Raw genomic sequence first — 18248 nt, 5'->3', positions numbered from 1 at the left:
GCGTTCGGGCGGGTCTATACATGCCTGGATTGGTTGCACTGAAGCACAACAAAGCAATCATCGCCATGAAGGACCGCTTGAAGGCCAACGGCAAGGCCCCCAAGCAAATCATCTGTGCAGCGATGCGCAAACTCCTACATTTTGTCTACGCCGTTCTTAAATCGGGCCAGCCATTCGACCCGAAAATTGCCCTTGCCCGATGAGGGGCAAGACGGTATCTACAGAGATCGCATTCTTCTGTAGCAGCTGCCGCAGGCTGCGATTTTTTGCTTTTGGCAGTACTGACAAGTGGCCACACTCGCGACTTTCGCTGCAACCCTCTACCCTGAGTGCATTGGTAGATTCGAATCCGCCGCCTCAGGACACTGAGCCCCATGTACAAAGATTTGAAGTTTCCGGTGCTGATCGTCCATCGCGACATCAAGGCCGACACGGTCGCCGGTGACCGTATCCGTGGCATCGCCCGGGAGTTGGAGCAGGAAGGTTTCAGTATCGTTTCGGCCACCGATTACGCCGAAGGGCGTCTGGTGGCTTCGACCCATCATGGCCTCGCGTGCATGCTGATCGCCGCCGAGGACGCCAGCACGAACTCCCATCTGTTGCAGAACATGGCCGAACTGATCGGCCTGGCGCGGGTGCGTGCGCCGGATCTGCCGATCTTTGCCCTGGGCGAGCAAGTCACCCTGGAAAACGCCCCGGCCGATGCCATGGCCGAACTCAATCAATTGCGCGGCATTCTCTATCTTTTCGAAGACACCGTGCCGTTCCTCGCCCGGCAAGTGGCGCGGGCGGCGCGCAAGTATCTGGACGGGTTGCTGCCGCCGTTTTTCAAGGCCTTGGTGCAGCACACCGCCGACTCCAATTATTCCTGGCACACCCCCGGTCATGGTGGCGGTGTGGCGTATCACAAAAGTCCGGTGGGGCAGGCGTTTCATCAGTTCTTCGGTGAAAACACCTTGCGTTCGGACTTGTCAGTGTCGGTGCCGGAGTTGGGGTCGCTGCTCGATCACACTGGCCCGCTTGCTGAGGCCGAGGCGCGGGCAGCGCGTAATTTCGGCGCCGATCACACCTTTTTCGTGATCAACGGCACCTCGACCGCCAACAAGATCGTCTGGCACTCCATGGTCGCTCGCGACGATCTGGTGCTGGTCGATCGCAACTGCCACAAGTCGGTGTTGCACGCGATCATCATGACCGGCGCAATCCCGTTGTACCTGTGCCCCGAGCGCAATGAGCTGGGGATTATCGGGCCGATTCCGCTGAGCGAATTCAGCCGCGAATCGATCCAGGCCAAGATCGACGCGAGCCCGCTGACCAAGGGGCGCGCGCCGAAGGTCAAACTGGCGGTGGTCACCAACTCGACCTACGACGGGCTCTGTTACAACGCCGAACTGATCAAGCAACACCTGGGCAATAGCGTCGAGGTGCTGCATTTCGACGAAGCCTGGTATGCCTACGCGGCGTTCCACGAGTTCTTCACCGGGCGCTACGGCATGGCCACTTCGCGCAGCGCAGACAGCCCGCTGGTGTTCACCACCCACTCCACACACAAGCTGCTCGCTGCTTTCAGTCAGGCCTCGATGATTCATGTGCAGGACGGCGGCGCGCGGCAACTGGATCGAGATCGTTTCAACGAAGCGTTCATGATGCACATCTCCACTTCGCCGCAATACAGCATCATCGCCTCGCTGGATGTGGCCTCAGCGATGATGGAAGGCCCGGCCGGACGCTCGCTGTTGCAGGAAACCTTCGACGAAGCCCTGAGCTTCCGCCGGGCGCTGGCCAATCTGCGCCAGCACATCGCGGCAGATGACTGGTGGTTTTCGATCTGGCAGCCGCCGGGTGTCGAGGGCATCGACCGTGTGCAAACCGCTGACTGGCTGCTGCAACCGGATGCCGACTGGCACGGTTTCGGCGAAGTTGCCGACGACTACGTACTGCTCGACCCCATCAAAGTCACGCTGGTGATGCCGGGGCTGAACGCGGGTGGTGCGTTAAGCGAGAAGGGCATTCCGGCGGCGGTGGTCAGCAAGTTCCTCTGGGAGCGCGGGCTGGTGGTTGAAAAGACCGGGCTGTATTCGTTTCTGGTGCTGTTCTCCATGGGCATCACCAAAGGCAAATGGAGCACGCTGCTCACCGAGTTGCTGGAGTTCAAACGCAGTTACGACGCCAACGTCAGTCTGGCGACGTGCCTGCCGTGTGTCGCTCAGGAAGACACGGCGCGTTATCGCGGCATGGGCCTGCGGGATCTGTGCGACCAATTGCACGCCTGCTACCGCAGCAATGCCACCGCCAAACACCTGAAACGCATGTACACAGTGCTACCGGAAATCGCCATGAACCCCGCTCACGCCTATGATCATCTGGTGCGCGGTGAAGTCGAGGCGGTGCCGATCGATGAGTTGGAAGGCAGGATTGCGGCGGTGATGCTGGTGCCGTATCCGCCGGGGATCCCGTTGATCATGCCCGGTGAGCGCTTTACCGAATCGACCCGCTCGATCATTGATTACCTGAAATTTGCCCGCACGTTCGATAGCAGTTTTCCCGGTTTTGTCGCCGATGTGCATGGACTGCAACATGAAGATGAAGGCAGTGGGCGGCAGTACACCGTCGATTGCGTCAAGGAATGAGGAGTTTTGCAAGCATGCAACCGGTGATGAATCCAAAATACCCAGGCCTGTCGGTGCGGGTCGCCGATGAAGGCTTCGCGCCTTACATCTGGGGCTGTGACTTCAGTTTTGAGGTCGCCGCGTACGGTACGGCGGTGATCGGCAAACCGGTGGAGCAATGGCCGGTGACGCCGATTGTGCCGTACCGCAAATGTTATGGCATCGATCCCGAAGAGTTCAGCAGCTTTCGCGACGCCCCGGACAGCGCGATTTTCATGGCCTACCTCGATGACGAGCCGGTTGGCCATCTGGTGATCAGCACCAACTGGAACGGCTTTGCCCATATCGACGAACTGGCGGTGCACGCACCGGCCCGTCGCCATGGCGTGGCCAAGGCGTTGCTGGATGTCGCGCAATTCTGGAGCCGCAAGAAAAAGCTCCCGGGGATCATGCTGGAAACCCAGAACAATAACCTCGGCGCCTGTCGTTTGTATGAACGTTGCGGGTATGTGATTGGCGGTGTCGACCATTTGCGTTATCGCGGCATAGATCCGAACACCGCCGAAGTGGCGTTGTTCTGGTATCGATTGTTCGATAATCCGCTGGAAAAATCGCTCAGTTCGACAGCATCGCCTCGGCTTGTTCCGTGAGGATCGCCAGCAAGGTCTGAATCGAAGCCGGTGTTGGCGCGTGCTTGAAGGTCAGCGCATACAGGCTGACGGGAACGGCCGGTGACAGCGGGCACACATCAAGGCCTGCGGCACGTGCGCCCAGCGCGGTGAACGGATCGACGATCGCCAGGCCTTCACCGGCTTCGACCATGCTGCGCATCATCTGGTGGGTCTGGACCCGGGTCTGAATGCTGGGCGCCGGGCGCAAGGCCTGTAGTTTGTTTTCCAGCGCCGGGCTCAGTGGGTCCTGGCCTTCGAGGCCGACCATCGCTTGCCCGGCCAGATCCTGCAGGGAAATGTATTTCTGCTTCGGTTGCAGCCAGCCGTGGGGCGCGAGTAATTGCAGCTTGCCCAAGGCCAATGGCTGGCAATGAATGTCGGGATGTTCCGGATCGTGCAGGCTCAAGCCCAGATCACTTTCGCGCAGCAACAGGCTGCGAACGATGTCGCGTGTTGGCGCACTGAGCAGGCTACACGGTGCATCCGGCAGGCGTCGGCGCAGGGCGGCGAGGCTTTGTGGCAATAATTGCTGGGTCAGTGGCGGGGTGCCGATGATGCGCACGGGCGGGGCGAGGTATTGCTTGAGGCTGCTGGCCAGGCGTTGCACCGGCTCCAGCGCTGCATAAACGTGCGCGATTTGTGCCTGCAATGCCCGCGCCTCGGGCGTCGATTGCAGGCGCCCGCGCACGCTGGCGAACAGCATGAAACCCAACTGACTCTCGGCTTCACGCAAACGCTCTTCGACCTCGGCCAGCGGCAACTCCAGCCATTCGGCAGCGGTGCCCAGGTGACCGGTCTGCAAGAGCGCCTGAATCACTTCGATATGACGTAAACGCATGCGTGAAGTCCATGTTCAGCAGGTGGGGTCAGAGGCTGAATCCTACCCCAAGTCTGCGCATATGACTTCTGCTCATAACACACGGTTATTGAGCGACGATTGGCTCAGGTTCGCGGGTCAACATGACACCCGACTGAACCAGTTCAAACTGGTTGTCATCAATCTTGTTGACACGATCGCCAATGGCCAGCTTGTAGGTGGTGACAGGCTCCATGCCAGCGAGACCGTCTGCCGACGGAGTGGATTCCTGGAATTCATGCACGGAATAAACGCGGCCTTCCGCATCTCTTGCATGGAACTGACCGACGAGTACTGCTGCCATCTGCTTAGAACCTCTGGAGATAAAACGCTTGATTTGCGGCTTGGTAGACCGTCATCAAGGCCTGTAAGTTTTCCTACAGGAAAAAAATAATCAACGGGCGTGAATTTGCTTCGCCTGCTGGTGGAACCGGCACCGGATCATCTATAACTTGTGGCTCCTCCCACGGACATCGAGAGTCTTCCATGAGCAATGTCTACAACGTCGCCGTAGTGGTCGGTAGCCTGCGTAAAGCTTCGATCAACCGCAAAGTTGCCCTGGCCCTGGCTGAACTGGCCCCGGCGAATCTCAAGCTCGAGATTGTCGAAATCGGCGATCTGCCACTCTACAACGAAGACATCGACGGTGATTCACCGCCGGCAGCCTACAGCACTTTTCGGCAAAAAGTGGGTTCATCCGACGCGGTGCTGTTTGTCACGCCGGAATACAACCGTTCGGTACCCGCACCGTTGAAGAATGCCATCGACGTCGGTTCGCGGCCTTATGGCAAAGCTGTCTGGAGTGGCAAGCCGGGTGCGGTGATCAGCGTATCGCCCGGTGCCATTGGTGGTTTTGGTGCCAACCAGCACTTGCGCCAATCGTTTGTCTTTCTTGATGTGCCGTGCATGCAGCAGCCAGAGGCCTATCTGGGCGGGGCAGGTTCGGCGTTCGATGAGGCAGGAAAATTGAGCGAAACGGTCAAGCCGTTCCTGCAAAAATTCATTGATGCTTATGGTCAATTCGTAGAGCAACACAAAAAGTAACTTCAGCGAAATCCCCTGTGGGAGCGAGCCTGCTCGCGAAGTCGTCGTCAGCCGTTGCATCAATGGCGACTGACAGTGCGCTTTCGCGAGCAGGCTTGCTCCCACAGGTCATCTTTTTGGCTCGGCACTCGTCGTGGCCTTTTTACCTCACTCTATGAAGGCTGTTACGGATGCTCGCTGCGTCACTGATTTTCCTGCTGACCATTACCCTCGTGATCTGGCAACCCAAAGGCCTCGGCGTCGGCTGGAGCGCGACATTGGGCGCGGTGCTGGCGCTGATCTTCGGCGTGGTACACCTGAGCGACATCCCGCTGGTGTGGCAAATCATCTGGAACGCCACCGGCACCTTCGTGGCGCTGATCATCATCAGTCTGTTGCTCGACGAGGCCGGCTTCTTTAACTGGGCTGCGCTGCACGTGGCGCGATGGGGACGGGGTAGCGGGCGCAAGCTGTTTGCCTTCATGGTGCTGCTCGGTGCGCTGGTCTCGGCACTGTTCGCCAATGACGGCGCGGCGTTGATCCTCACGCCCATTGTGATTTCGATGCTGCTGGCCCTGCGTTTCTCGCCGGCGGCGACCCTGGCCTTCGTCATGGGTGCAGGGTTTATCGCCGATACCGCGAGCCTGCCGCTGGTGGTGTCGAACCTGGTCAATATCGTCTCGGCGGACTTCTTTCACATCGGCTTCAACCGCTACGCGGCGGTGATGGTGCCGGTCAACTTCGTCAGCGTGGCGGCGACACTGGGCATGCTGCTGTGGTTTTTCCGTCGCGACATTCCCAAGGCCTACGACCCCGAACAGCTCGAACACCCGCAAACCGCGATTCACGACAAAGCCACGTTTTATGCCGGTTGGGCGGTGTTGGCGATCTTGTTGGTGGGCTGTTTTGCCCTCGAGCCGCTGGGCATCCCGATCAGCGCGATTTCCGCGGTCTGTGCGGCGTTGCTGCTGGGCATCGCCGCTCGTGGCCACAAGATTTCCACGCGAAAGGTGATGAAAGAAGCGCCGTGGCAGATCGTGATTTTCTCGCTGGGCATGTATCTGGTGGTGTACGGCCTGCGCAATGCCGGGTTGACCGGGTACCTCTCCGGTTGGCTGGACGTTTTCGCAGGTGGCGGCGTGTGGGGCGCGGCCATGGGCACCGGCGTGCTGACGGCGCTGCTGTCGTCGATCATGAACAATTTGCCGACGGTGTTGATTGGCCTGCTGTCGATTGATGCCAGTCAGGCCTGCGGGGTGGTCAAGGAGGCGATGATCTACGCCAACGTGATTGGCAGCGATTTGGGGCCAAAGATCACCCCGATTGGCAGTCTGGCGACGTTGCTGTGGCTGCACGTGCTGGAGCGCAAGGGGATCCATATTGGCTGGGGGTATTACTTCAGGGTCGGGATTGTGCTGACGGTGCCGGTGTTGTTGGTGACGTTGGCGGCTTTGGCTGTGCGTTTATCCCTTTAAACCGAGTCGCCCCCTTCGCGAGCAGGCTCGCTCCCACAGGGGGATGTATCGCCTCTCCCTACATTTGAAATGCAGTCCAAATGTGGGAGCGAGCCTGCTCGCGAAGAGGCCGGGTCAGGCACTGAAATTTTCAGGCCTGGCCGGGCACATTCGGCCAAAGATCGGACACCAGAAACAAGCGTTCCGCCTCTTCCCATTCGCCCTGTGCATTCTCGATCAGGCGCACCATGAGCTGCGCCGGGGCCAGCGGTTCCAGATCCTCCAGCCACATCTGCAAATGCTCCGCAGCCCAGGTCTGATCCGCCGGGTAATGCGCCGGCGCCAGCCAGGCGTGGCGGGGCAGGGGTTGCCAGCGCCCGGCCGGACGTTGGTCGACAAATGCCGGCCAATCCTTCTGATGCAGCCAACTGCCGCGTAAATGTTGCGGATGCGCGCCGCTCGGTGATGCCGCCGTGCCGGGCCATGGATACAGCAGATAACCGCCCAGCCACAGCTGCGCACTGAACACTTCGATATCCAGCGCCGCCAGGACCTCGCGGCTTTCCGGGCGCGCCGAAATCGGCAGTTGATGCTCGGCCAGATGCGCCAGTTTGCGATCCAGTCGATCATGGCAACCCGGCCCCAGCCATTGCGCCGGGTCATGCCCATCACCTTCTTGCGGGCCGAGGTAGAGCTTGATCGCCAGTTCCAGATGATGCACGCCATCGCGGTCACGCAACAGCATGTCCAGTTCACCCAGGGTGTGGCCCTCGCGACGGATCGGCAGATTCGCCGCGATCAGCTCGATGCCCGGCGCATGCTTCACGGCAAACTGCCACAAGCGCTCGTAATACAGGCCCAGACGGCGGGTGCGCGCCTGGGACAACCAGTGCAGCAATTCGTAGCTGTCGTGATCAAGCTGGCGCAGCCATTGCTCCAGGCGCTGGGGATCGGCCACCCAGTCACTACCGGCCAAGGGGTGGCGCTGCGGCCACGGCGTGGTGGCGAGCATCGGCGGGGCGAGGATCACCCACGCCAGATCGCGCACTTCGGGATGGCGCAATTGGTGGGGTAACTGGAGCAGGTCGGGAAATAGGATCATCTTGCGAGCATAGCCTTAAACACAAGCCCACCCTTGAGGCTGAAAGGATTTTGTCTAACGGCGGCTTTCGCCCATAATCGGGTTTTTCGCGTTTTCGATTGTCCGCAGAGGTCCCATGGAGCAATTTCGTAATATCGGCATCATCGGTCGCCTGGGCAGTTCCCAGGTGCTGGATACCGTCCGCCGACTGAAACGCTTTCTGCTCGATCGTCACCTGCATGTGATCCTCGAAGACACCATCGCCGAAGTGCTGCCGGGCCACGGGCTGCAAACCTCGTCGCGCAAGATGCTTGGCGAAGTCTGCGACATGGTCATCGTCGTCGGCGGTGACGGCAGCCTGCTCGGCGCCGCACGGGCGCTGGCCAAGCACAATATTCCGGTGCTGGGGATCAACCGCGGTAGCCTTGGTTTCCTCACCGATATTCGCCCGGACGAGCTGGAAGTCGAAGTGGCCAAGGTGCTCGACGGCCATTACCTGGTAGAAAACCGCTTCTTGCTGCAAGCCGAAGTTCGCCGCCATGCCGAGGCCATCGGTCAGGGCGATGCGCTCAACGATGTGGTGCTGCACCCCGGCAAGTCGACGCGGATGATCGAGTTCGAGCTGTATATCGACGGCCAGTTCGTCTGCAGCCAGAAGGCCGACGGTCTGATCGTCGCCACCCCGACCGGTTCCACCGCGTATGCGCTGTCCGCCGGCGGGCCGATCATGCATCCCAAGCTCGATGCCATTGTGATCGTGCCGATGTACCCCCATATGTTGTCGAGCAGGCCAATTGTGGTCGATGGCAACAGTGAGCTGAAAATCGTCGTGTCGAAAAACATGCAGATTTACCCGCAGGTCTCCTGCGACGGGCAGAACCACTTCACCTGTGCACCGGGCGATACCATCACCGTCAGCAAAAAAGCGCAGAAGCTGCGCCTGATTCACCCGCTCGACCACAACTATTACGAAGTCTGCCGCACCAAGCTCGGCTGGGGCAGCAAGCTGGGTGGTGGAGGCGACTGATGCTCGATCCCGCGCGCAGTTATGACCTGATTGGCGACGTGCACGGATGCGCCCTGACCCTGGAACACCTGCTTGACCGTCTCGGTTATCACAAGCAGGGCGGGGTCTGGCGGCATCCATCGCGCATGGCCGTGTTTGTCGGCGACATCATCGACCGTGGCCCGCGCATTCGCGAGGCGCTGCACATCGTTCACGACATGGTCGAGGCCGGTCAGGCCTTGTGCATCATGGGCAACCACGAATTCAACGCCTTGGGCTGGAGCACGCCGGCGCCGCCGGGCAGCGGCAAGCAGTTCGTGCGCGAACACACGCCGCGTCACGCGCGTTTGCTCCATGAAACCCTGACACAGTTCGAAGACCATCCCGGCGACTGGCACGACTTTCAACAGTGGTTCTATGAACTGCCGCTGGTGGTGGATGCCGGGCGTTTCCGTGTGGTGCATGCCTGCTGGGACGCCGGCCTGATCGAACCGCTGCGCGGCCTGTTTCCCGATGCGCGCATCGATGAGCATTTCCTCCAGGCCTCGGCCGTGCCCGGCAGCTTTGCCTGCACCGTGTTCGATCGCCTGCTGCGTGGCACCGACATGCGCCTGCCCGACGGCCAGACCATGACCAGCGGCGACGGTCTGGTGCGTTCGTTCTTCCGCACCAAGTTCTGGGAAGACGACCCGAAAACCTACGGCGACATCGTCTTTCAGCCCGACGCACTGCCCGAGCCAGTCGCGCAAACGCCGCTGACTTCAACCGAAAAGAATTCCCTGCTGCGCTACGGCGTTGATGAGCCGTTACTGTTCGTCGGTCATTACTGGCGCAGCGGCAAACCGGCGCCGATCCGCCCGAATCTCGCCTGCCTGGACTACAGCGCGGTGCTCTACGGCAAACTCGTCGCCTATCGTCTGGATCAGGAAACCCGCCTCGATCCGCATAAATTTGTCTGGGTCGATGTTGAGCGGCCGGAGGTGCTGCAATGAGTGCGGTAGCGGTATTGCGTCTGCCACTGGCGGTGGATCTGAGTGGTTTCGTCCAGTTGTTGCAACGTATGCAAGTGCCACATCGGGTCAGCGAAGAGGCGGGCGGACAAGTGTTGTGGGCGCCTGCGGAGATCAGCGAAGACGTGCGCTCGCTGTACGAGCGCTTCCCGGCCGGTGATCCCGATCAGCAACTGGACGTCCCGGTTGCCCCGACCTTCAAGCGCCCGAGCTTTGCCGAGCAACTGAAATACGCCAAGGCCACTGGCTTCATTCTGCTGTTGTGCCTGATCGTCGGCGGCCTGACCTTTCTGGGTGAAAACCTGGAAACCCTGCGCTGGCTGACCTTCCTCGATTTCCGTGTGATCGGCGAATACATCCACTTCACTCCGTTGGCCGACAGCCTGGCGGCGGGGCAGTGGTGGCGTCTGGTCACGCCGATGCTGATCCACTTCGGCATCCTGCACCTGGCCATGAACGGTATGTGGTACTGGGAACTGGGCCGGCGCATCGAGTCGCGTCAGGGCAGTATCAATCTGATCGGCCTGACGTTGCTGTTCAGCCTCGTTTCCAACTATGCGCAGTTCGCCTGGAGCGGCGCGACCTTGTTTGGCGGCCTGTCCGGCGTGCTTTACGGTTTGCTCGGTCACTGCTGGATCTTCCAGTTGTTGTCACCGAACCCGGCCTATCGTTTGCCGCGCGGCGTGTTGCTGATGATGCTGGTGTGGTTGTTGGTGTGCATGTCCGGGCTGATCTCGATGATCGGTTTCGGCGAAATTGCCAACGCCGCCCATGTCGGCGGGTTACTCATCGGATGCTTCACCGGTTTGTTGGGCGGTTTGTATAACCGCCGTAAACTGGCCGCCTAAAATTTTCAGTGAATAAAGAGCACGGAGACCCTGATGTCCTCTTTTAACGAAATGATCAAGAACATCACCCCGGACATCTACGAGAGCCTGAAGCTGGCCGTGGAAATCGGCAAGTGGTCGGACGGTGGCAAGCTCACCGCCGAACAGCGCGAGCTGTCGTTGCAGGCGATGATCGCCTGGGAAATCCAGAACCTGCCTGAAGACCAGCGCACCGGTTACATGGGCCCGCAAGAATGTGCGTCGAAGTCGATCGAAGTGCCGAACATCCTGTTCAAGTCGGATGCCATCCATTGATCGAGATTGGCCGCGGTGCAATCAGCAAAATGTCGGCGCGCCTGGACGGGCCGAACGTGCAATACGCATTTCGTCTGGACGACGTCGAGGTGCCGGTCAATCCAATGATCGGCACCACCGTGCGTCTGGAATACCTGGGGGCGATTCACTGCACCCATTGCGGACGCAAGACCAAAACCAGTTTCAGTCAGGGTTATTGCTACCCTTGCATGACCAAACTGGCCCAGTGCGACCTCTGCATCATGAGCCCGGAGCGCTGTCACTTTGACGCCGGCACCTGCCGGGATCCGGCGTGGGGCGAACAGTTCTGCATGACTGACCATGTGGTTTACCTGGCCAACTCGTCGGGGATCAAGGTTGGTATCACCCGTGCAACTCAGTTGCCGACCCGCTGGCTCGATCAGGGCGCGAGTCAGGCGTTGCCGATCATGCGTGTGTCAACGCGGCAGCAGTCGGGCTTCGTCGAAGACCTGTTCCGTAGCCAGGTGGCGGACAAGACCAACTGGCGTGCACTGCTCAAGGGCGATGCGGTGGCGGTCGATCTGGCGCAAGTGCGCGATCAGTTGTTCGAAAGCTGCGCCGAAGGCCTGCAAAGTTTGCAAGAGCGATTCGGCCTACAAGCTATTCAGACGATTGCCGATGTAGAACCTCTCGAAATCCGCTATCCGGTCGAGCAATACCCGGCCAAAATCGTCAGCTTCAACCTGGACAAGAACCCGATTGCCGAAGGCACGCTGCTCGGGATCAAGGGCCAGTACCTGATCTTCGACACCGGCGTGATCAACATTCGCAAGTACACGGCTTATCAGCTCGCCGTGCATCAATAAGGATTCCAGCATGCGCACCGAACAACCGAAGATGATTTACCTGAAGGACTATCAGGCGCCTGAGTACCTGATCGACGAAACGCACCTGACCTTCGAGTTGTTCGAGGACCACAGCCTGGTTCACGCGCAACTGGTGATGCGCCGCAATCCGGCCCGTGGCGCGGGCCTGCCGCCGCTGGTGCTCGATGGCCAGCAACTGGAATTGCTCTCGGTGACCCTGGCGGACCAGGAACTGAGCGCTGATGATTACCAGCTCAGCGAAAACCACCTGACCCTGCACCCGACCAGCGATACGTTCACGGTCGACACCAGCGTCAAGATCCACCCGGAAACCAACACCGCGCTGGAAGGCCTGTACAAGTCCGGCACGATGTTCTGCACCCAGTGCGAAGCCGAAGGCTTCCGCAAGATCACCTATTACCTCGACCGCCCGGACGTGATGAGCAAGTTCACCACCACGGTGGTGGCCGAACAGCACAGCTATCCGGTGTTGCTGTCCAACGGCAACCCGATCGCTTCCGGCCCCGGCGAAGACGGCCGGCACTGGGCGACCTGGGAAGACCCGTTCATGAAACCGGCGTACCTGTTCGCGCTGGTGGCCGGTGATTTGTGGTGCGTTGAAGACACCTTCACCACCATGACCGAACGCACCGTGGCGCTGCGCATTTATGTCGAGCCGGAAAACATCGACAAGTGCCAGCACGCGATGAACAGCCTGAAGAAGTCGATGCGCTGGGACGAAGAGGTCTACGGTCGCGAGTACGATCTGGACATCTTCATGATCGTCGCGGTCAATGACTTCAACATGGGCGCGATGGAGAACAAGGGCCTCAACATCTTCAACTCCAGCGCCGTGCTGGCCCGCGCCGAAACCGCTACCGACGCCGCGCACCAGCGGGTCGAAGCCATTGTTGCCCACGAATACTTCCACAACTGGTCGGGCAACCGCGTGACCTGCCGCGACTGGTTCCAGTTGTCGCTCAAGGAAGGCTTCACCGTATTCCGCGACTCCGGCTTCTCGGCCGACATGAACTCGGCCACGGTCAAGCGCATTCAGGACGTGGCGTACCTGCGTACCCACCAGTTCGCCGAAGATGCAGGTCCCATGGCCCACGCTGTGCGCCCGGACAGCTTCATCGAAATTTCCAACTTCTACACCCTGACCGTGTACGAAAAGGGCTCGGAAGTGGTCGGCATGATCCACACCTTGCTCGGCGCCGAAGGCTTCCGTAAGGGCAGCGATCTGTACTTCGACCGCCACGACGGCCAGGCCGTGACTTGCGACGACTTCATCAAGGCCATGGAAGATGCCAATGGCGTCGACCTGACCCAGTTCAAGCGCTGGTACAGCCAGGCCGGCACGCCGCGTCTGGCAGTGAGCGAGTCTTACGATGCTGCGGCGAAAACCTACAGCCTGACCTTCCGCCAGAGCTGCCCGGAAACCCCGGACAAGGTGGAAAAACTGCCGTTCGTGATTCCCGTGGAGCTGGGCCTGCTCGACAGCCAGGGCAAAGAAATCGCCCTGCGTCTGGCTGGCGAAGCCGCTGCCCAAGGCACCACTCGCGTCATTTCCGTGACTGAAGCCGAGCAGACCTTCACCTTCGTCGATGTCGCCGAACAACCGTTGCCGTCGCTGCTGCGTGGCTTCTCGGCGCCGGTGAAACTGAGCTTCCCGTACAACCGCGATCAACTGATGTTCCTGATGCAGCACGACAGCGACGGCTTCAATCGCTGGGATGCCGGTCAGCAACTGTCGGTGCAAGTGCTGCAAGAGCTGATCGGCCAGCAGCAGAAGGGCGAAAGCCTGGTGCTCGACCCGCGCCTGATCACGGCGCTGCGCACGGTGCTGTCCGATGAGTCGCTGGATCAGGCGATGGTCGCGGAAATGCTCTCGCTGCCGGGTGAGGCGTACCTCACCGAAATCAGCGAAGTGGCTGACGTGGACGCGATCCACATCGCCCGCGAATTTGCCCGCAAGCAACTGGCGGACAATCTGTTCGAAGGACTGTGGCTGCGTTATCAGGCCAACCGTGACCTGTCGAAGAACACCCCGTACGTGGCCGAGGCCGAACACTTCGCTCGTCGTGCCCTGCAGAACATTGCGCTGTCGTACCTGATGCTCAGCGGCAAGCCGGAAGTACTGGCGGCGGCGCTGGAGCAATTTGAAACAGCCGACAACATGACCGAGCGCCTGACCGCGCTGGCGGTACTTGTCAACTCGCCGTTCGAGGAGCAAAAAGCCTTGGCACTGGCCAGTTTCGCCGAGCACTTCAAGGACAACCCGCTGGTCATGGACCAGTGGTTCAGCGTGCAGGCAGGCAGCACGTTGCCAGGCGGTCTGGAGCGGGTGAAAGCGTTGATGCAGCACCCGGCGTTCAACATCAAGAACCCGAACAAGGTGCGCGCACTGGTCGGCGCGTTTGCCGGGCAGAACCTGATCAACTTCCATGCGGCGGACGGTTCGGGTTATCGCTTCCTGGCGGATCTGGTGATTGAGCTGAACGGGTTTAATCCGCAGATCGCCTCGCGGCAATTGGCCCCGTTGACTCGCTGGCGCAAATACGACGTTGCGCGGCAGGCGTTGATGAAAGGCGAGCTGGAGCGGATTCGGGCTTCTGGGCAGTTGTCGAGTGATGTCTACGAAGTGGTGAGCAAAAGCCTGGCGTAAGCCGGGAGCACACTGGAACCTGTGGAAGCGGGCTTGCTCGCGAAGGCGTCAGGTCAGGCAACACCGATGTTGAATGGGCTGCCAGCTTCGTGAGCAAGCCCACTCCCACTCGGACTGTGGCCAGACACTAATCTCGTCCTTACCGTCATTCCCATGTGGGAGCGGGCTTGCTCGCGAAGGCGTCGTGTCAGGCAATACTGATGTTGAATGTGCTGCCAGCTTCGTGAGCAAGCCCACTCCCACCCTGACTGTAGCCAGACACAAATCTAGTCCCCAACATCATTCCATGTGGGAGCGGGCTTGCTCGCGAAGGCGTCATGTCAGGCAATACTGATGTTGAATGTATCGCCCCCTTCGTGAGCAAACCCACTCCCACCCTGACTGTGGCCAGACGCAACTCTAGTCCCCACCGTCATTCCCTAGTGGGAGCGGGCTTGCTCGCGAAGGCGTCATGTCAGGCAATACTGATGTTGAATGTATCGCCCCCTTCGTGAGCAAGCCCACTCCCACCCTGACTGTGGCCAGACACAAATCTCGTCCCCAGCATCATTCCCATGTGGGAGCGGGCTTGCTCGCGAAGGCCCCAGATCAGGCAACACCGATGTTGAATGTGCTGCCCCCTTCGTGAGCAAGCCCACTCCTACCCTGACTGTGTCCAGACACAAATCTAGTCCCCAGCATCATTCCCATGTGGGAGCGGGCTTGCTCGCGAAGGCCCCAGATCAGGCAACACCGATGTTGAATGTGCTGCCCCCTTCGTGAGCAAGCCCACTCCTACCCTGACTGTGTCCAGACACAAATCTAGTCCCCAGCATCATTCCCATGTGGGAGCGGGCTTGCTCGCGAAGGCGTCGTGTCAGGCAATACTGATGTTGAATGTGCTGCCAGCTTCGTGAGCAAGCCCACTCCCACCCTGACTGTAGCCAGACACAAATCTAGTCCCCAACATCATTCCCTTGTGGGCGCGGGCTTGCTCGCGAAGGCGTCATGTCAGGCAATACTGATGTTGAATGTATCGCCCCCTTCGTGAGCAAGCCCACTCCCACCCTGACTGTGTCCAGACACAAATCTAGTCCCCAACATCATTCCCATGTGGGAGCGGGCTTGCTCGCGAAGGCCCCAGGTCAGGCAACACCGATGTTGAATGTGCCGCCCCCTTCGTGAGCAAGCCCACTCCCACCCTGACTGTAGCCAGACACAAATCTAGTCCCCAACATCATTCCCATGTGGGAGCGGGCTTGCTCGCGAAGGCCCCAGATCAGGCAACACCGATGTTGAATGTGCTGCCAGCTTCGTGAGCAAGCCCACTCCCACTCCCACTCCCACTCGGACTGTGGCCAGACACAAATTTCGTCCTTACCGTCATTCCCATGTGGGAGCGGGCTTGCCCGCGATGGCGGCGTCAGATCCAACATCAAAGTTGAATGATCTTCCGCAATCGCTGGCAAGCCAGCTCCCACAGGTTTTTGCGTTTTCAGTTACTTCAGGTCAAAGCGATCCAGGTTCATGACTTTCGTCCAGGCAGCGACGAAGTCTTTGACGAACTGCTCCTTCGCATCCGCACTGGCATACACCTCCGCCAACGCCCGCAATATCGCATTCGACCCAAACACCAGGTCAACCCGCGTTGCCGTCCACTTCACGCTGCCGGTTTTGCGGTCGCGCCCTTCGAACTCGTCCGCATCCCGCGAGGTCGGCTTCCACTCCACACCCATGTCCAGCAGGTTGGTGAAGAAGTCGTTGGTCAGCGCTTCGGCCTGGCTGGTGAACACACCATGACGGGTTCCACCGACGTTGGTGTTCAACACCCGTAAACCACCCAGCAGCACAGTCATCTCCGGGGCGGAGAGGGTAAGCAGTTGTGCCTTGTCGATCAGCAGTGCTTCGGCTGAAACCCGGTATTTGCCTTTGCTGTAGTTGCGGAAACCATCGGCAATCGGTTCAAGGAAGCCGAACGAGTCAACATCGGTTTGCTCTTGGGTCGCGTCCGCGCGCCCTGGTGTGAAAGGTACGCTGAGCGAATGCCCGGCATTCTTCGCCGCTTGCTCGACCCCGGCATTGCCCGCCAGCACGATCAGGTCCGCCAGCGAGACTTTCTTGCCCGATGCGCCACCATTGAACTCGTTTTGAATCCCCTCAAGGGTCTTCAGCATCTTGTCCAATTGCTCTGGCTGGTTGGCCTGCCAGAACTTCTGCGGTGCCAGACGCAGACGGCCACCGTTGGCGCCGCCACGTTTGTCCGAACCACGGAAGGTCGAAGCCGCTGCCCAAGCGGTCGAAACCAGCTCCGAGACAGAAAGCCCCGAGGCCAGCACTTTGCTTTTCAGCGAGGACACATCGTTGTCGTCGATCAGCGCATGAGTGACCGCAGGAATCGGGTCTTGCCACAGCAGCTCTTCGTTGGGCAGTTCCGGGCCGAGGTAGCGCGACAGCGGGCCCATGTCGCGGTGGATCAGTTTGTACCAGGCGCGGGCGAAAGCGTCGGCCAACTGATCGGGATTGGCCAGGAAGCGCCGGGAGATCTGTTCGTAGGCCGGGTCGAAGCGCAGCGCCAGGTCGGAGGTGAGCATGGTCGGCGAGAGTTTTTTGCTCGGGTCGTGGGCATGCGGAACGGTGCCGGCCCCCGCGCCGTTCTTCGGTTGCCACTGGTGCGCGCCGGCCGGGCTTTTGGTCAGTTCCCACTCGAAACCGAACAGGTTTTCCAGATAGTTGTTGCTCCATTGGGTCGGCGTGGTGGTCCAGGTCACTTCGAGGCCGCTGGTGATGGTGTCGCCACCCTTGCCGGTGCCAAAGGCGTTGCGCCAGCCGAGGCCTTGCTCTTCCAGTCCGGCGGCTTCCGGTTCGGGGCCGACGTTATCGGCAGGGCCGGCGCCGTGGGTTTTGCCAAAGGCGTGACCGCCGGCAATCAGTGCCACGGTTTCTTCATCGTTCATGGCCATGCGGCCGAAGGTTTCGCGGATGTCGCGGGCCGAGGCCACCGGATCGGGGTTGCCTTCGGGGCCTTCCGGGTTCACATAGATCAGGCCCATCTGTACGGCGGCGAGCGGGTTTTCCAGATTGCGTTCGCCCTGATCGGTGCGGCTTTCCTCTTTACCGTGCAAGTCAGGTTCAGCCACCAATGTGCCGTCACCGGGTTCCTGCATGGCAGACTTGTCCTTGCCGTAACGGCTGTCGCCGCCCAGCCATTCGTGTTCCGAACCCCAGTAGACGTCTTCGTCTGGCTCCCACACATCAGGGCGTCCGCCGGAGAAGCCGAAGGTCTTGAAGCCCATGGATTCCAGGGCGACGTTACCGGTGAGGACGATCAGGTCGGCCCAGGAGATGTTGCGGCCATATTTCTGTTTGATCGGCCACAGCAGGCGGCGGGCCTTGTCGAGGCTGACGTTGTCGGGCCAGCTATTGAGCGGGGCAAACCGTTGCTGCCCGGAGCCGGCGCCACCGCGGCCATCCGCGGTGCGATAGGTGCCGGCGCTGTGCCAGGCCATGCGGATAAAGAGCGGGCCGTAATGGCCGAAGTCTGCCGGCCACCAGTCCTGGGAGTCGGTCATCAGGGCGCGCAGGTCTTGTTTCAGGGCCTGGAAGTCCAGGCTTTTGAAGGCTTTGGCGTAGTCGAAGTCCCTGCCCAGCGGATCGGACTTGGGCGAATGCTGGCTGAGGATTTTCAGGTTGAGTTGATTCGGCCACCAGTCACGGTTCGTCGTACCACCACCGGCGGCGTGGTTGAACGGGCATTTCGATTCGTTTGCCATGTTCGAGTCCTTATCAGGTCTTGTACGGCCGGCTCGTGCCGACTTCGGACTTGTAAGGCTAGACCCGACTTGGCGAGTCGGCTAATAGCCCGGCTATTGGAGGCTGATAGGCAGAACCTTTCACCGACTCCCCGTCAGCTTCGCCACTTCAT

14 protein-coding genes and 1 pseudogene are annotated in these 18248 nt (G+C 60.2%); 11 read left to right on the top strand and 4 right to left on the bottom strand.

Going from position 1 to position 18248, the window contains the following annotated elements:
- The 3 genes and pseudogenes from CKW18_RS18670 to CKW18_RS18660 all read left to right on the top strand — a co-directional run.
- Positions 1-203: pseudogene (locus CKW18_RS18670) on the top strand (IS110 family transposase); the annotation flags it as partial.
- 171 nt (positions 204-374) lie between these two features.
- Entirely contained in the window at positions 375-2630 is a 2256-nt protein-coding gene (locus CKW18_RS18665; RefSeq protein ID WP_095190154.1) for an Orn/Lys/Arg decarboxylase N-terminal domain-containing protein, read from the top strand.
- Between the two features lie 14 nt (positions 2631-2644).
- Positions 2645-3259: a GNAT family N-acetyltransferase gene (locus CKW18_RS18660; protein ID WP_095190153.1), complete on the top strand. Its 615-nt coding sequence runs from the start codon at positions 2645-2647 to the stop codon at positions 3257-3259.
- On the opposite strand, the gene CKW18_RS18655 is transcribed toward CKW18_RS18660, so the two are convergent.
- On the bottom strand, positions 3225-4118 hold the full coding sequence (locus CKW18_RS18655; protein WP_095190152.1) for a LysR substrate-binding domain-containing protein: 894 nt from the start codon (positions 4116-4118) through the stop codon (positions 3225-3227). The genes CKW18_RS18660 and CKW18_RS18655 overlap by 35 nt on opposite strands.
- An 85-nt stretch (positions 4119-4203) precedes the next feature.
- Positions 4204-4440, bottom strand: a complete 237-nt coding sequence (locus CKW18_RS18650) for a hypothetical protein (protein WP_095190151.1) — start codon at positions 4438-4440, stop codon at positions 4204-4206.
- A gap of 182 nt (positions 4441-4622) precedes the next feature.
- On the opposite strand from CKW18_RS18650, the gene CKW18_RS18645 reads away from it, so the two are divergent.
- Both CKW18_RS18645 and CKW18_RS18640 read left to right on the top strand, forming a co-directional pair.
- Complete coding sequence (locus CKW18_RS18645) at positions 4623-5180, top strand: NADPH-dependent FMN reductase (protein WP_095190150.1); 558 nt, start codon at positions 4623-4625, stop codon at positions 5178-5180.
- A gap of 170 nt (positions 5181-5350) precedes the next feature.
- A complete protein-coding gene (locus CKW18_RS18640; protein WP_095190149.1) occupies positions 5351-6634 on the top strand; it encodes an arsenic transporter in 1284 nt (427 codons plus the stop codon).
- Between the two features lie 130 nt (positions 6635-6764).
- Here CKW18_RS18640 and CKW18_RS18635 read toward each other — a convergent pair whose 3' ends face one another.
- A complete protein-coding gene (locus tag CKW18_RS18635; protein WP_095190148.1) occupies positions 6765-7715 on the bottom strand; it encodes a DUF1853 family protein in 951 nt (316 codons plus the stop codon).
- Between the two features lie 115 nt (positions 7716-7830).
- Between CKW18_RS18635 and CKW18_RS18630 the strand changes: the two genes are divergently transcribed.
- From CKW18_RS18630 to pepN, 6 genes are read left to right on the top strand one after another with little or no spacing between them, the layout of a single operon-like run.
- On the top strand, positions 7831-8721 hold the full coding sequence (locus CKW18_RS18630) for an NAD(+) kinase (protein WP_003224174.1): 891 nt from the start codon (positions 7831-7833) through the stop codon (positions 8719-8721).
- Positions 8718-9692 carry a metallophosphoesterase gene (locus tag CKW18_RS18625; protein ID WP_370872657.1) on the top strand — a complete coding sequence of 325 codons (975 nt, stop codon included), beginning with the start codon at positions 8718-8720 and terminating at the stop codon, positions 9690-9692. The genes CKW18_RS18630 and CKW18_RS18625 overlap by 4 nt, the downstream gene beginning before the upstream one ends.
- Positions 9689-10558, top strand: coding sequence for a rhomboid family intramembrane serine protease (locus CKW18_RS18620; RefSeq protein WP_095190146.1), 870 nt, complete (start codon positions 9689-9691; stop codon positions 10556-10558). The genes CKW18_RS18625 and CKW18_RS18620 overlap by 4 nt, the downstream gene beginning before the upstream one ends.
- A 33-nt stretch (positions 10559-10591) precedes the next feature.
- Positions 10592-10852 carry a YeaC family protein gene (locus tag CKW18_RS18615; RefSeq protein WP_060540507.1) on the top strand — a complete coding sequence of 87 codons (261 nt, stop codon included), beginning with the start codon at positions 10592-10594 and terminating at the stop codon, positions 10850-10852.
- Positions 10849-11679, top strand: a complete 831-nt coding sequence (locus CKW18_RS18610) for a DUF2797 domain-containing protein (RefSeq protein WP_095190145.1) — start codon at positions 10849-10851, stop codon at positions 11677-11679. The genes CKW18_RS18615 and CKW18_RS18610 overlap by 4 nt, the downstream gene beginning before the upstream one ends.
- Before the next feature lie 10 nt (positions 11680-11689).
- Positions 11690-14347 (top strand): aminopeptidase N, encoded by a 2658-nt coding sequence (pepN, locus tag CKW18_RS18605; protein WP_095190144.1) that lies wholly within the window; start codon positions 11690-11692, stop codon positions 14345-14347.
- Positions 14348-15825: 1478 nt separating this feature from the next.
- Here the strand turns inward: pepN and katG are convergent.
- Positions 15826-18096, bottom strand: coding sequence for a catalase/peroxidase HPI (gene katG / locus CKW18_RS18600; protein ID WP_095190143.1), 2271 nt, complete (start codon positions 18094-18096; stop codon positions 15826-15828).
- Positions 18097-18248: the final 152 nt, after the last annotated feature.

Origin of the sequence: Pseudomonas sp. Irchel 3E19 (assembly GCF_900187585.1) — a bacterium.
Classification (GTDB): domain Bacteria; phylum Pseudomonadota; class Gammaproteobacteria; order Pseudomonadales; family Pseudomonadaceae; genus Aquipseudomonas; species Aquipseudomonas baetica.
This window is presented reverse-complemented; position numbering and strand designations above follow the sequence as displayed.

Excerpts from the sequence above, each read along its gene's own strand:
- CKW18_RS18655 (WP_095190152.1), bottom strand. The coding sequence starts at position 4,118 with ATGCGTTTACGTCATATCGAAGTGATTCAGGCGCTCTTGCAGACCGGT.
- CKW18_RS18615 (WP_060540507.1), top strand. The coding sequence starts at position 10,592 with ATGTCCTCTTTTAACGAAATGATCAAGAACATCACCCCGGACATCTAC.
- CKW18_RS18640 (WP_095190149.1), top strand. The coding sequence starts at position 5,351 with ATGCTCGCTGCGTCACTGATTTTCCTGCTGACCATTACCCTCGTGATC.
- CKW18_RS18660 (WP_095190153.1), top strand. The coding sequence starts at position 2,645 with ATGCAACCGGTGATGAATCCAAAATACCCAGGCCTGTCGGTGCGGGTC.
- CKW18_RS18630 (WP_003224174.1), top strand. The coding sequence starts at position 7,831 with ATGGAGCAATTTCGTAATATCGGCATCATCGGTCGCCTGGGCAGTTCC.
- CKW18_RS18620 (WP_095190146.1), top strand. The coding sequence starts at position 9,689 with ATGAGTGCGGTAGCGGTATTGCGTCTGCCACTGGCGGTGGATCTGAGT.
- CKW18_RS18645 (WP_095190150.1), top strand. The coding sequence starts at position 4,623 with ATGAGCAATGTCTACAACGTCGCCGTAGTGGTCGGTAGCCTGCGTAAA.
- CKW18_RS18635 (WP_095190148.1), bottom strand. The coding sequence starts at position 7,715 with ATGATCCTATTTCCCGACCTGCTCCAGTTACCCCACCAATTGCGCCAT.
- pepN (WP_095190144.1), top strand. The coding sequence starts at position 11,690 with ATGCGCACCGAACAACCGAAGATGATTTACCTGAAGGACTATCAGGCG.
- CKW18_RS18665 (WP_095190154.1), top strand. The coding sequence starts at position 375 with ATGTACAAAGATTTGAAGTTTCCGGTGCTGATCGTCCATCGCGACATC.
- CKW18_RS18650 (WP_095190151.1), bottom strand. The coding sequence starts at position 4,440 with ATGGCAGCAGTACTCGTCGGTCAGTTCCATGCAAGAGATGCGGAAGGC.
- katG (WP_095190143.1), bottom strand. The coding sequence starts at position 18,096 with ATGGCAAACGAATCGAAATGCCCGTTCAACCACGCCGCCGGTGGTGGT.